General features: G+C 68.0%; 12 protein-coding genes. 2 read left to right on the top strand and 10 right to left on the bottom strand.

The window, feature by feature from the left end:
- Positions 1–71: 71 nt before the first annotated feature.
- Together GU927_RS15380 and mgtE are read right to left on the bottom strand one after the other, a co-directional pair.
- A complete protein-coding gene (locus GU927_RS15380; protein WP_161763357.1) occupies positions 72–626 on the bottom strand; it encodes a 5-formyltetrahydrofolate cyclo-ligase in 555 nt (184 codons plus the stop codon).
- Positions 623–1,993, bottom strand: a complete 1,371-nt coding sequence (gene mgtE / locus GU927_RS15375) for a magnesium transporter (protein ID WP_161763356.1) — start codon at positions 1,991–1,993, stop codon at positions 623–625. Before mgtE ends, GU927_RS15380 begins: the two co-directional genes overlap by 4 nt.
- Positions 1,994–2,136: 143 nt before the next feature.
- On the opposite strand from mgtE, the gene guaD reads away from it, so the two are divergent.
- Positions 2,137–3,414, top strand: coding sequence for a guanine deaminase (guaD, locus tag GU927_RS15370; protein ID WP_161763355.1), 1,278 nt, complete (start codon positions 2,137–2,139; stop codon positions 3,412–3,414).
- A gap of 96 nt (positions 3,415–3,510) precedes the next feature.
- On the top strand, positions 3,511–4,470 hold the full coding sequence (locus GU927_RS15365; RefSeq protein ID WP_217765700.1) for a glycosyltransferase family 2 protein: 960 nt from the start codon (positions 3,511–3,513) through the stop codon (positions 4,468–4,470).
- A 6-nt stretch (positions 4,471–4,476) separates the two neighbouring features.
- Here GU927_RS15365 and GU927_RS15360 read toward each other — a convergent pair whose 3' ends face one another.
- The 8 genes from GU927_RS15360 to GU927_RS15325 all read right to left on the bottom strand — a co-directional run bounded on the left by GU927_RS15360 (position 4,477) and on the right by GU927_RS15325 (position 13,812).
- Positions 4,477–5,256, bottom strand: coding sequence for a formate/nitrite transporter family protein (locus GU927_RS15360; protein WP_161763353.1), 780 nt, complete (start codon positions 5,254–5,256; stop codon positions 4,477–4,479).
- A gap of 88 nt (positions 5,257–5,344) precedes the next feature.
- Positions 5,345–5,656 (bottom strand): hypothetical protein, encoded by a 312-nt coding sequence (locus tag GU927_RS15355; RefSeq protein WP_161763352.1) that lies wholly within the window; start codon positions 5,654–5,656, stop codon positions 5,345–5,347.
- A gap of 12 nt (positions 5,657–5,668) precedes the next feature.
- Positions 5,669–7,012, bottom strand: coding sequence for an 8-oxoguanine deaminase (locus GU927_RS15350; protein ID WP_161763351.1), 1,344 nt, complete (start codon positions 7,010–7,012; stop codon positions 5,669–5,671).
- A 115-nt stretch (positions 7,013–7,127) separates the two neighbouring features.
- Positions 7,128–7,679, bottom strand: coding sequence for a sarcosine oxidase subunit gamma (locus GU927_RS15345; protein WP_161763350.1), 552 nt, complete (start codon positions 7,677–7,679; stop codon positions 7,128–7,130).
- Entirely contained in the window at positions 7,672–10,587 is a 2,916-nt protein-coding gene (locus tag GU927_RS15340) for a sarcosine oxidase subunit alpha family protein (protein WP_161763349.1), read from the bottom strand. The genes GU927_RS15345 and GU927_RS15340 overlap by 8 nt, the downstream gene beginning before the upstream one ends.
- Positions 10,584–10,856 (bottom strand): sarcosine oxidase subunit delta, encoded by a 273-nt coding sequence (locus GU927_RS15335; protein ID WP_161763348.1) that lies wholly within the window; start codon positions 10,854–10,856, stop codon positions 10,584–10,586. The genes GU927_RS15340 and GU927_RS15335 overlap by 4 nt, the downstream gene beginning before the upstream one ends.
- Positions 10,857–10,868: 12 nt before the next feature.
- Positions 10,869–12,119: a sarcosine oxidase subunit beta family protein gene (locus tag GU927_RS15330; RefSeq protein ID WP_161763347.1), complete on the bottom strand. Its 1,251-nt coding sequence runs from the start codon at positions 12,117–12,119 to the stop codon at positions 10,869–10,871.
- A gap of 262 nt (positions 12,120–12,381) precedes the next feature.
- A complete protein-coding gene (locus GU927_RS15325; RefSeq protein WP_161763346.1) occupies positions 12,382–13,812 on the bottom strand; it encodes a Glu/Leu/Phe/Val family dehydrogenase in 1,431 nt (476 codons plus the stop codon).
- Positions 13,813–13,870: the final 58 nt, after the last annotated feature.

The following is a 13,870-nucleotide window of genomic DNA, read 5'->3' as shown; positions in this document are numbered from 1 at the left end:
CACCTCTGCCACCCGCCGGACCGGGGGCCAGCCCCCGGACCCCCGGGGTATTTGGGCCGGGATGAAGCGGGTCAGACGAAACGGCGGATGCCGCTTTCGGTGACGATCACATCCAGCCGCTGGTCATACTGGTCGATCGGCACTTCGGGCAATTCCTGCGCATCGAAGGCAAAGCCCACCGCCAGCACCGGATGCCGCGCGCGCAGCCCCGCCAGCGTGCGGTCATAGAACCCCCCGCCATAGCCCAGCCGGAACCCCCGCGCGTCAAACCCGACAAGGGGGACGATCACCACCTCCGGCTCCACCCACGCCCCCTCGGCGGGGATGAAGGCGCCGAACTCGCCCGCCACCATCGCACAGCCGGGCGACCATTCGCGGAATTTCAGCGCCTGCCCCGCGCCAAGGATCACCGGCACGCCCACCGGCCCCTGATGCGCGGCCATCGCCGCCGTCGGGTCGATCTCGGTCCGCATCGCCATGTATCCGGCCAGCGCCTTGCCACGATGGGGCGCCAGAACATCGGCCAGCAGCTCCGCCGCCTGCCCCTGCCCGCGCGCGAAGGCCTCCTTCCGCGCGGCAAAGGCCGCCTTTCGCGCCGCGGCCTTGGCGTCGTCGATCATCGTCATAGCAGCACCAGTGTCGCAAGACCCAGAAAGGCCAGAAATCCCATCACATCCGTCAGCGTCGTGACGAATGTGCCCGAGGCCAGCGCAGGGTCCAGCCCCATCCGCTCCAGCGTCAGGGGCACCATCACGCCCCCCAGCGCGGCGACGATCTGGTTGACCACCATCGCCATGGCCAGCACCCCCCCGATCCACGGATCGGCAAAGATCAGCCCCCCCGCCACCCCGATGATCGCCGCCAGCGCCGCCCCGTTGATCGCCCCCGCCGCCAGTTCCCGCATCACCACCCGCCGCGCGTTCGCGCTCGTCAGGTCGCGCGTCGCCAGCGCCCGCACCGCCACCGCCAGTGACTGCGTCCCCGCGATCCCCCCGGTCGAGGCCACGATGGGCATCAGCGCGGCCAGCGCCACGATAGCCGTGATCGTCGCCTCGAAACGCGAGATGACAAAGGCCGAGATCGACGCGGTGAACAGGTTCACCACCAGCCACGGCAGGCGCTGCCGCACCGTTGCCCATGGCCCGTCCAGCACGCTCGCCTCCTCGCCCACGCCGGCAAGGCGCAGCATGTCCTCCTCGTGCTCCTCGTCCAGCACGTTCATCGCGTCGTCAATGGTGATGACCCCCACCAGCCGCCCGCCCGCATCCACCACGGGGCAGGAAATCAGGTGGTACTGGTTGAACATATAGGCCACTTCGGATTCCTCCTCGGTCGCCTCCACCGTGCGGAAACTGTCCTCGGCCAGATCGCGCAGGGCCGCATCGCGCCGCGCCGACAGGATGCGCCCCAGCGTGACATAGCCCTGCGGCTTCATCCGCGGATCGATCAGGATGACATGGTAAAACTGGTCGGGCAGCGCCTCCGCCCCGCGCAGATGGTCGATCGCCTCGCCCACGGTCCAGTGTTCGGGCGCGACCACCACCTCGCGCTGCATCAGACGCCCCGCCGACCCCTCGGGAAAGGCCATCGCCTGTTCCACCGCCACGCGGTCGGCCATATCCAGCGCGTCAAGGATGCGCCCCTGCGCCGATGCCTCCAGATCCTCGAGGATGTCCACCACGTCGTCGGTATCCAGATCGCGCACCGCCTCGGCCACCACCTCGGCGGGCAGGCTCTCGATCACCTCCTCGCGGATCGTCTCGTCGATCTCGGACAGCAGGTCCCCGTCGATCTCGCCGGAATAGAGCAGCAGGAACCCCCGCCGCTCCTCGGGCTCGATCTGCTCCAGAAAGTCCGCGATATCTGCGGCATGCAACGGCTCCACCAGTGCCAGCACGCGGTCACGGTCGCCAAAACCCACGGCCGCGCGGATCGCCTCCACGCGCGCATCGTCCAGCTCGACCTCTTCGACCGCTGCCTCGTTTTCCGCCATGCCGCACCTTGCCCGATTACCCCCAGCCTAACGAAAGCTGTTTCTGCGAAACAGGGGCCACGGGGAAATTTACCCATGCGCCCAAACTGCATAGGTTTGCAAGAGACGCATGACATGCCGGACGCGGCACAAGAGGAGCAGCGATGCCCGATCTCCTTCTGGGACAGGTCCTGTCCTTCACCGCCGACCCGTTCGAGGCCGGCGAAACCGCCGCACATCACGAATCCCATGGCGCGGTTCTGGTCGAAGGCGGCCGCATCACCGCCACCGGCCCCGCCGAGACCCTGCGCGCCCGCCACCCGCAGGCGCGCATCCACGACTATGGCCGCTGCCTCATCACCGCGGGCTTCATCGACGCCCATGTCCACTATCCCCAGACCGCCATGATCGCCTCATGGGGCAAGCGGCTGATCGACTGGCTCAACACCTATACCTTCCCCGAAGAGATGCGCTTCGCCGACCCCGCCTATGCGGCCGAAATCGCCGACCGCTACCTCGACCTCGCCACCGCCCATGGCACCACCACCGTCTGCACCTACACCACCATCCACCCTGCCAGCGTCGACGCCATCTTCACCGCCGCGCAATCGCGCGGGATGCGGATCTACGCCGGCAAGACCTGCATGGACCGCAACGCCCCCGAAGGGCTGCGCGACACCGCGCAATCGGCCTATGACGAGTCCAAGCGGCTCCTGGAAAAATGGCACGGGCAGGACCGGCTCTCCTATGTCATCACCCCCCGCTTCTCGCCCACCTCCACCCCCGAACAGCTTGCCGCCATGGGCGCGCTCTGGCGCGAATACCCCGACTGCCTGATGCAGACGCACCTCTCCGAACAGGTGGACGAAATCGCATGGGTCCGCGACCTCTTCCCCCAGTCGCGCGACTATCTCGACACCTACGAATCCCAGGGCCTCCTGCGCGAAGGCGCGCTCTACGGCCACGCCATCCACCTGACCGAGCGTGAAAAGTCCCGCCTGATCGAGGCAGGCGCCAGCCTCGTCCACTGCCCGACCTCCAACACCTTCATCGGCTCGGGCCTCTTCGACATGGGCCTTGCCCGCCACCTGCGCGTGGGCCTTGCCACCGACACCGGCGGCGGGTCGTCCTTCTCCATGCTGCACACCATGGCCGCCGCCTATGAAATCGCGCAACTCCGCGGCCACGCGCTGCACCCCTCGCAGCTGATCTGGCTCGCCACCGTCGGCTCTGCCCGCGCGCTCCATGCCGAAACCCGCATCGGCAACATCGCCCCGGGGATGGAGGCGGACCTGACCATCCTCGACCTCGCCTCCACCCCCGCCATCGAACAGGCCACCCGCCGCGCGCAAACGATCTGGGAGGCGCTCTTCCCCACCATCATGATGGGTGACGACCGCGCGGTCAGAACCGTCTGGATCGGCGGCAAACCCCTGCGCTGACGGGTTGCGGCACCCCGCCCGCATGGTACTCTCGCGCCGTGTGTGCGTTGCGAGTTCCCCATGTCCCCCAGTCCGCCCGTCCTTCTGTTCAGCTGCATGAAGAACGAAGGGCCGGGCCTGCTGGAATGGATCGCCTACCATCGGGCCATCGGCATCGACCATTTCCTGATCTACAGCAACGACTGCGAGGATGGCACCGATGCCATGCTCGACCGCCTGCAGGACCTCGGCCTGCTCACCCATCGCCGCAACGCGTCACCCAAGGGCCGCAACACCCGCGCACAGGCCATCGCCATCGATCAGCTCGCCACTGATCCGGTCTATCAGGCCGCGCCCTGGGTGCTGTTCATCGACGCGGACGAGTTTCTGAATATCCACCATGGCACAGGCCAGCTTGCCGACCTTTTCGCCGCCGCCCCCGAGGCGGACTGCTTCCTGATCCACTGGCGCCTGTTCGGCACCTCCGGACGGCACAGGTTCGAACCGGGCCTGCTGACCGAACAGTTCACCCGCGCCATCGCCCTGTCGCATCGCGCGGTGCGGGGCAGCTTTGCCCCCAAGGCGCTGTTCCGCACCGCTGCCTTTCTGAAACCGGGCATCCACCGCCCGCGACAACGCCCCGACCTGCCCCCCGACCTGCCCCCTGCCCGCCATGCCTACGCCGACGGCACCCCCGCCAGCCGCGCCTGGGGCAGGATCGAGGCTGCCGCCAGTTTCACCCATGCCCAGATCAACCATTACTCGGTCCAGTCGCTGGACATGATCATCCTGAAATATCTGCGCGGCTTCGCGGCGGGCAATGCGCCGCCCGACCCGCTCTCCTACCTGCAAAGCCGCGATTTCAACCACGAAGAGGACCGCAGCATCCAGCGTCACCTGCCCGCCCTGCGGAAAGAACGCGACCGTCTGCTTGCCGATCCGGTCCTTGGCCCCCTGCAACGTGCGGCCGAGGATTGGCGCCTCGCCACGCTCGCCCGTCAGGTCTGGCGCCGCCGCAACCGACCACTGATCGACCGCATGATCGCGGCCCAGTCGGCAATGCAACCGCCCGCCTGACCGCTGCTACTTTCCCGCCATCGCCGGATAGGCAAAGCGATAGGCCAGCGCCACGCCCCCCGCGCCGCCGATCACATTGCCCAGCGTCACCCAGAACAGGTTGCCCGCAGCCCCCGCCAGCCCCACCTCGCCCCCCGCCAGCCATCCGGCAGGCAGCAGGAACATGTTGGCCACCGAATGCTCCAGCCCCAGCAGGACAAAGGCCATCACCGGCCACAGCACAGCCAGCACCCGGTCCGTCACCGACCGCGCCGCAAAGGACAGCCAGACCGCCAGACAGACCAGCGCATTGCACAGGACGCCCCGCGCCACTGCCTCGACCGGACCCAGCCCCGCCTTGGCCACAGCCGCCTTGGCCGCCACCACGCCCGCAGGCCCGTCCAGCAGCCCCGTCAGCCCGAACCCCGCCGCCAGCGCCACCGCCCCGATCAGGTTGCCTATCCAGACGATCCCCCAGTTCCGCAGCAGGGCCGCCACCGTGATCCGGCGATCCACAGCCGCCATCACCATCAGCGCATTGCCCGTGAACAGCTCCGCGCCCCCCACGACCACAAGGATCAGGCCCAGCGCAAAGACCGCGCCCCCCAGCACCCGCGCAGGGCCAAAGCCCGTATCCGCCCCCGCCATCGCCGCGCACCACGCCGCCGCGCCGAACCCGATGAACACCCCCGCCAGCATCGCCAGAACCAGCATCCGCCCGGCGGGCAGCGCGGCCTTGGCCACCCCCGCCGTCTCGATCAGCGCGCCGATCTCGGCCGGTCTGTAGGCATCCGTCGGTCCCTGCATCCATCCCCCCTCGCGGCTTGCGGTATGTACACCCTGCGGCACAGGTTACGGCACAGCGGACGGCCCCGTCCCGGAAACGCTCAGGCGGTCACTCCGCCAGTTCCCAGCCGTCGGGATAGAAATCATGGGCCAGCGCGATCTCTGTCGCCAGCCGCTCCTTGTCCCAGATCGCCTCGGGCGTCACGGGGATGGGGCCGAAACTGGCGATGACCGTCTCGTCATCGCCCACCCGCCGCGTCCTGAACCCCCGCGCCTTCAGCGCCTTTTCAAAGGCACCCCAATTCGCGTCCGTCTCCTCGACGAAGAAGATGAACTCCACGACCGATTGCGCGGGCAATCCCTTGGCCCCCTTGAAGGTGGCAAAGGTCTCGCGTCTCTGGGCTTCGTAATTGTGCGACATGGCCCCCGCCTATCACCCCATCAGCCGCGCCGCCAGACGGTTCTGCCGCTCCACCACGCGGGGCAGGTCGATCGTCACCATCTGCCCGTCGCGGACCACCTGTTTCCCCTCGACGAACAGATGCGTCACCCGCGTTGGCCCGCACAGCAAGAGCGCCCCCACCGGATCCCAGCTTCCCGCGCTTTCCACGCCCGACACGTCCCACACCGCCACATCCGCGCGCTTGCCCGCCTCCAGCGACCCGCAATCGCCCCGCCCCAGCACCCGCGCGCCGCCCAGCGTCGCGATCTCCAGCGCCTCGCGCACCCCCATCGCATCGCCCCCCCGCGCCACCCGCTGCAACAGCATCGCCTGCCGCGCCTCGGCCACCAGATTGCCCGCATCGTTCGACGCCGACCCGTCGACGCCCAACCCCACCTTCACCCGGCGATCCCGCATCGCCCGCACCGGCGCGATCCCGGACCCGAGGCGACAATTCGAACAGGGACAATGCGCCACCCCCGTCCCCGACCGGGCGAAAAGTTCAATTTCCGAACCATCCAGCTTCACGCAATGCGCGTGCCAGACATCGTCGCCGGTCCATCCCAACTCTTCCGCATACTGCCCCGGACGGCAGCCGAACTGCGCCAGCGAATAGGCGATATCCTCGTCATTCTCGGCCAGATGGGTGTGCAGCATCACCCCCTTGTCCCGCGCCAGCACCGCCGCATCCCGCATCAGATCGCGGCTCACCGAAAACGGCGAACAGGGCGCCAGCCCCACCCGCACCATCGCCCCCTCGCGCGGGTCGTGAAAGGCATCCACCACGCGGATGCAATCCTCCAGAATGGCGCGCTCCTCCTCCACCAGCGCATCCGGCGGCAGGCCCCCGTCGCTCTCGCCGATGCTCATCGCGCCCCGCGTCGGATGGAACCGCAGCCCCACCTCGCCCGCCGCCGCGATCGTGTCATCCAGCCGCGCCCCGTTGGGGAAAAGATACAAATGATCCGACGTCAGCGTGCAGCCCGACAGCGCCAGCTCCGCCAGCCCCACCTGCGCCGAGACGAACATCTCCTCCGGCCCGAACCGCCCCCAGATCGGATAGAGCGTCTTTAGCCACCCGAACAGCAGCGCATCCTGCCCCCCCGGCACCGCGCGCGTCAGTGTCTGGTACAGATGATGATGCGTATTCACCAATCCCGGCGTGACGACGCAACCCCGCGCCTCGACCACCTCGCCGGTCGTGGACAGCCCCTGCCCCACGGCGGCCACGACGCCCCCGCGGATCAGCACATCGCCCCCCGCGATCTCGTGCCGCGCGCCGTCCATCGTGACAACAGCCGCCGCGCCACGGATCAGGATTTCGGTCTCAGGCATGACATGTCCCCCCATCGCCCACCCCCTTCGGTGGATCGGGAACCGCCCGCCGACAGAAGGGGGAAGGACTCGGCGCGGACACCCCGACCCTAGCGCCAAGCCGCGCGCGGTTCAATCACGACGCCCGCGCCCGCGCCTCCAGCACGTCCATCGCCTCGGCGATCTCATGCCATGCCGTCCGCGCCATCGACCGGAACACCATGATCTCGAACGCGTCCTCGCCCGTGCGGCACAGCACCGCCTGCATGTGGTTCAACGGCACCCGCGCAACCTTCCCCACCGGAAAGGCCGCCGCCCGCAAATCCACCGGAAAGGGCCGCATCAACGCATCCACCGCCACAGGCCCCGCAATCCGCAAGACCGCCCAGCCATCCGCCTGATCCGTCAGCGCCGCATGCTCTGCCAACCCCGCGGGCGCATCGGCGCCCAGCAGGAACGCCATCCCGCGCCCCACCCAGATCAGCCGAACGTCGCCCGCCGCCACCGCCTCGCCCGCCGCCGGAAAGCGCAGGCCCAAGGCCCCCAGCACCGCATCCACCGCCGCCCCGCGCCCCGGATAGGGCGCGACCGACACCATCTTCTCCACGACCCCTTCCGAAAGGGTCGTCCCCAGCGCCACCTTCGGCGCCTGCCCGTGCAGGGCGCTTTTCGCAATCAGCTCAGGCACGAAGCTTCACCCCTTCCCTGTCATGGAACACCGGGTCACAGACCTCGGCCACCACGTCGATCTTGCGCAGATGGTCCACCACGCGCACCCGCTCGCCATGCCGCGCGCGGCCATTCTTCAGGAATCCCAGCGCCAGATGCGCCCCCATCACCGGCGACCAGCAGACGGATGTGACATAGCCCTGATCCGTCTCGCGATGCACCCGCTCGCCCGGCACGAACAGATGCGCCCCTGCCGTCATGGCGCCCGTGGCCTTCAGACCCACCAGTTGCTCCCGCTCCGGCCCCACCATCCCCGGACGGGCAGCGGCCGCCTTGCCGATGCAGTCCTTCTTGGCGCTGACCATCTTCTCCATCCCGATGTCAAAGGCGGTGGTCCGCCCGTGGATCTCGGCATGGGTGATAAAGCCCTTCTCGATCCGCAGGACGTTCAGCGCCTCCATCCCGTATGGCCCGCCCCCCATCGTCTCGGCCCGCGCCAGCAGGTCGCGGAACAACGCCTCGCCATGGCGCGTCGGCACCGCGATCTCGTACCCTTCCTCGCCGCTGAAACTGATCCGGAACAGCCGCCCCTTCACCGACCCCAGCGCCACATCCGCCACCCCCATGAAAGGCAGCGCAGGCACCTCGCCCAGCAGCGTCGCCAACAACTCCCGCGCCTTCGGCCCCGCCACGGCGAACTGCGCCCAGCCCTCCGTCACCGACACGAACCGCACATCCCAATCCGCGCAGAACGCCTGATGCACGAAATCCAGATGCCGCATCACCAGCCCCGCCGCGGCGGTCGTGGTGGTCATCAGATAATGCTGCTCGCCCAGCCGCGCCGTCGTGCCGTCATCCAGCACATGCCCGTCCTCGCGCAACATCAACCCGTACCGCACCCTCCCCACGGGCAGCGTGGAAAAGGTGTTGGTATAGACCAGATCCAGAAACCGCGCCGCGTCCCGCCCCTGAATGTCGATCTTGCCCAGCGTGGACACATCCGCCACGCCCACGCTCTCGCGCACCATCAGCACTTCGCGGTTGCAGGACTCCAGCCATGTCGCCTCGCCCGGTTTCGGGAAATAGCTCGGCCGATACCACAGCCCCGCCTCGATCATCGGCGCGCCCCTGTCGCGGCTCGCCTGATCCGAGGTCAGGAAGCGTTGCGGCGCGAACCCCGCCCCACGCCCCCCCGCCCCCATCGCGGCGATCGATGTGGGCACGAAAGGCGGACGAAAGGTCGTCGTCCCCGTCTGCGGAATGCCCCGCCCCGTCGCATCGGCCAGCACGGCCAGCGCGGCCACATTGGAATTCTTGCCCTGATCGGGGGCCATCCCTTGCGTGGTATAGCGCTTCATATGCTCGACGCTGCGGAAATTCTCCTGCGCCGACAGCTTCACATCCTTGGTCGTCACGTCATTGGCAAAGTCCAGCCACTGCCGCCCCTCGACCCCCGGCGTCTCCCAGAAGGGGGTTATGGCATAGGGCGCATCCTCCGCCACCGGCAACGCTACGTCCGACGCAGCCCTGCCCAGCGCTGCCAGCGCCACCAGCGCCGCATCCCGCCCCTCGCGCAGGCATCCGGCGGTGGAAAAGGCCCCGTTGCACGCCCCCGCCGCCGTCAGGCGCGGCACGGCCCCGGGTGACGGGACAAAGGCCGCGATATCCTCGCGCCACAGGGGCCGCCCGTTCATATGGCAGGTCAGATGCACCGTCGGGTTCCACCCCCCCGACACGGCCAGCAGATCGACCTCCAGCACCGCCGCCCCGCCCGCATGGCGGAACGACACCGACCGCAGGCCCGTCCGCCCCGCCGTCCCCGTCACCTGCGCGTTCAGATAGACCGGACAATCCTCCACCGCGCTCGCATCGGGGCGGGTGTCGAGGATACCGACCACCTTCACCCCCGCCGCCATCAGATCGCGCGCCGTGGCCCGCGCCCCGTCATTATTGGCCAGAACCGCCACCCGCTGGCCCGCCACCACGCCATAGCGGTGCAGATAGGACCGCACGGCCGAGGCCAGCATGATCCCCGGCCTGTCATTGTCGGGGAACCCCACCGCCCGCTCCAGCGCACCGGCCGCCAGCACCGCCTGCCCCGCCACGATCCGCCAGAAACATTCGCGCGGCAGATGCGGCGCGGGCGCACGGTGCAGCCCCACCCGCTCCAGCGCGCCAAAGGTGCCGTCGTCATAGGCCCCCGTCACCGTGGTCCGCGCCATCAGCCGCACATTGGGCATGCCCCGCAACTCGTCCAGCACGGCCTCGGCCCAATCCGCCCCGGGCTGGCCGTCCACGCGGCAATTCTCGGACAAAAGCCGCCCGCCCATGCGCGCGTCCTCTTCCGCCAGAATGACATCCGCCCCCGCCTGCGCCGCCGTCAGCGCCGCCATCAACCCCGCCGGTCCCGACCCGATCACCAGCACATCGCAAAAGGCCCATGCCTTTTCATACTGCGCCTCGTCATGCCGCCCCGACAGCCGCCCCAGTCCCGCCGCGCGGCGGATCAGCGGTTCATAGAGCTTTTCCCAGAACGGGCGCGGCCACATGAAGGTCTTGTAATAGAACCCGGCCGAGAAGAACGGCGACAGCAGGTCGTTCACCCCCATTACGTCAAAGGACAGCGAAGGAAAGCGGTTCTGGCTCCGCGCCACCAGCCCGTCGAACACTTCCTGCACGGTCGCGCGCACATTGGGCGTCTGCTGATTGCCCTCCACCACCTCGACCAGCGCGTTGGGCTCTTCCGACCCTGCGGTCAGGATGCCGCGCGGGCGGTGATACTTGAAACTCCGCCCCACCAGCCGCACGTCATTCGCCAGCAGGGCGGATGCCAGCGTATCCCCCGCAAACCCCATATAGCTGCGCCCGTCAAAGGTGAAACTGACCGGCGCGCCGCGGTCGACCAGACCCTTGCCCTCCAGCCTCATGCCGCACCGCCTTTCCGGTCCGCCACGGCTTCCACCGCCAGAATCTCGTGCGTCACCGTATTGCGCGTGACCACAAGCCAGCTCGAACAGCCCAGATCGTGATACCACAGGTCCCGCGTCACCCCCGCAGGGTTGTCGCGGTTGTGCAGGTAATCATCCCACGCCTGCGCGGGGGCCTCCGGCGCGGGACGGTCCAGATAGTCCTCGGCGCCGTAGTAATAGAACTCGCGACGGTCGCGCGTGCCGCAAAGGGGGCAGTTGATCCGCATTTTCCCGTGCCTTCAGTGGAGGTTGTGCTGCGAACCCGTGCCTTCTTCGTCAATGACGTGGCCGGTCGCAAAACGGTTCAGCTTGAAGCGGGCGGCGACAGGGTGGCTTTCCCCCGTCGCCATCAGATGCGCCATGCACCAGCCCGAGGCCGGCACGGCCTTGAACCCGCCGTAATTCCAGCCGCAATCGATGAACAGCCCGTCGACCGGCGTGCGGTCGATGATGGGCGACCCGTCGGGCGACATGTCCATGATCCCCCCCCATGACCGCAGCACCTTGGCCCGCCCGATCATCGGCATCAGTGTCATGCCCGCTTCCATCACATGCTCCACCATCGGCAGGTTGCCGCGGCTGGCATAGCTTGCGTAGAAATCCAGATCGCCGCCAAAGACCAGACCGCCCTTGTCCGACTGGCTGATGTAGAAATGCCCCATGCCAAAGCTGATGACATGGTCGATCACGGGCTTCAGCCCCTCGGTCACGAAGGCCTGCAGGATGTGGGATTCAATCGGCAGGCGCATCCCCGCCATGGCCGCGACCTGACTTGACCGCCCCGCCACCACGATCCCCACCTTCTTGGCCTTGATCGCCCCGCGCGTCGTCTGCACCCCCGTGACGCGACCGCCCTCGACGTCGATCCCCGTCACCTCGCAGTTCTGGATCAGGTCCACGCCCCGCCGGTCCGCCCCCCGCGCATAGCCCCAGGCCACCGCATCATGCCGCGCCGTCCCCCCGCGCGGGTGGTACAGCCCGCCATAGATCGGGAACCGCGTCTGTTCGAAATCGAGGAAGGGCAGCATCTCGCGCACGCCCTCGCGGTCCAGCAGGATCGCGTCGTCACCCTGATTGATCATCATGTTGCCGCGCCGCGCGAAGGCGTCGCGCTGGCCGTCGGAATGGAACAGGTTGATCAGCCCGCGCTGCGAATGCATCACGTTGTAATTCAGGTCCAGTTCCAGCCCTTCCCACAGCTTCAGCGAATGGGAATAGAACTCCGAATTCCCCGGCAGGAAGTAATTGGCGCGCACGATGGTCGTGTTCCGCCCGATATTGCCGGACCCCAGATAGCCCTTTTCCAGCACGGCGATGTTGGTCATCCCGTGGTTCTTGGCAAGGTAATAGGCGGTCGACAGCCCGTGCCCGCCGCCCCCGATGATGATCGCGTCATATTCGGCCTTGGGGGCGGGGTCGCGCCACGCGGGCTTCCAGCCCTTGTTGCCGAACAGCCCTTCCTTGATGACCTGCAAACCCGAATAGCGCATCCGTCCCGTCCCTGCCCTGCCGCGTCCACTGAACCGCGACGGGGCGGAGGATGCAACCCCGCCGCCGCAAATCCATTGCCGGACGCGACAGGATCATGTCGCTTTTCGGATCGGCGGCCTTGTGTCAGACGCTGCTTGCCCACGACAAGCCGCGCGCGCCCCGGGCTTGACCCGGGGCCTCCTTCAGGCGCCGCGCCGCAAGCCACGGCGGAGGTCCCGGGTCAAGCCCGGGACGGGCATCCCCCGATGCTGCCGGACCCCGTCACAACCCCTTGGACCGGTAGGTCTGCGCCACGCGCCCGATCGACACCAGATAGGCCGCCACGCGCAGATCGCCCACATCCTCGCGCCCGTGCCAGACCTCGCGCATCGCCTGATAGGCCGTGCGCATCGTGTCATCCAGCCCCGACCGCACCAGCGCCAGCTCGTCCGATCCGGTCAGGAACTTCTCCTTGAAATCCGGCGACAGCGTCCAGCCCAGCCCCTTGTCCGCGCTCAGACGCTCCAGCTCCTCCACCATCAGCCGCGACCGCGCCTCCTCGGCCCGCCGCTGCATCCGGCCGAACCGGATATGGGACAGGTTCTTCACCCATTCGAAGTAACTCACCGTCACGCCGCCCGCATTGGCATACATGTCGGGGATGATGACCGTGCCCTTCTGGCGCAGGATCTCGTCCGCGCCGAAGGTGACGGGGCCGTTGGCCGCCTCGATGATCAGGGGCGCCGAAATCCGCGCGGCATTGCCCATGTGGATCACCCCCTCCATCGCGGCGGGGATAAGGATGTCGCAGGGCTTTTCCAGAACCGCCGCGCCATCCGCCACGAACTCCGCCCCCGCGAAACCGGCAAGGCCGCCGGTCGCCGCCAGATGCGCCCGCACCGCCTCGACCGGCAGGCCGCGGTCATCCACCAGCGCGCCGTCGCGTTCGATGATCGCGGTGATCTTCACCCCGTCCTCTTCCGACAGGAACTTGGCCGCGTGATAGCCCACGTTCCCCAACCCCTGCACCACGGCGCGCTTGCCCTCCAGCCCGCCCGCCAGACCTGCCTTCGCCACATCCTCGGGATGGCGGAAGAACTCGCGCAGGGCGAATTGCACGCCCCGCCCCGTCGCCTCCACCCGCCCCTGGATGCCCCCCGCATGGGGCGGCTTGCCGGTGACGCAGGCCTTGGCATTGATGTCGGTCGTGTTCATCCGCGCATACTGGTCCGCGATCCACGCCATCTCGCGCTCGCCCGTGCCCATGTCGGGCGCGGGCACGTTCTGCGCCGGATGGATCAGGTCGCGCTTGATCAGCTCATAGGCAAAGCGGCGCGTGATCTGTTCCAGCTCGTGGTCGTCCCATTGGCGCGGATCGATGCACAGGCCCCCCTTCGACCCGCCGAAGGGCGTCTCCACCAGCGCGCATTTATAGGTCATCAGCGCGGCCAGCGCCTCCACCTCGTCCTGATTGACCGACAGCGCATAGCGGATGCCGCCCTTCACGGGTTCCATATGTTCCGAATGGACCGACCGGTAACCGGTGAAAGTCTCGATCTTACCGCGCAGCCGCACGCCGAACCGCACCGTATAGGTCGAGTTGCAGACCCGTATCTTCTCCTCCAGCCCCGGCGGCAGGTCCATCAACCGCACCGCGCGGTTGAACATCAGATCGACGGATTGCCGGAAACTCGGCTCGCCTGAGTGCTGCATGTCGTCCTCCCTGTTGCTGCCGCCTCTGCGACCGCCCGCATCCTAGAACGGCATACTT

Origin of the sequence: Paragemmobacter amnigenus (assembly GCF_009908265.2) — a bacterium.
Lineage (GTDB): Bacteria > Pseudomonadota > Alphaproteobacteria > Rhodobacterales > Rhodobacteraceae > Paragemmobacter > Paragemmobacter amnigenus.
This window is presented reverse-complemented; position numbering and strand designations above follow the sequence as displayed.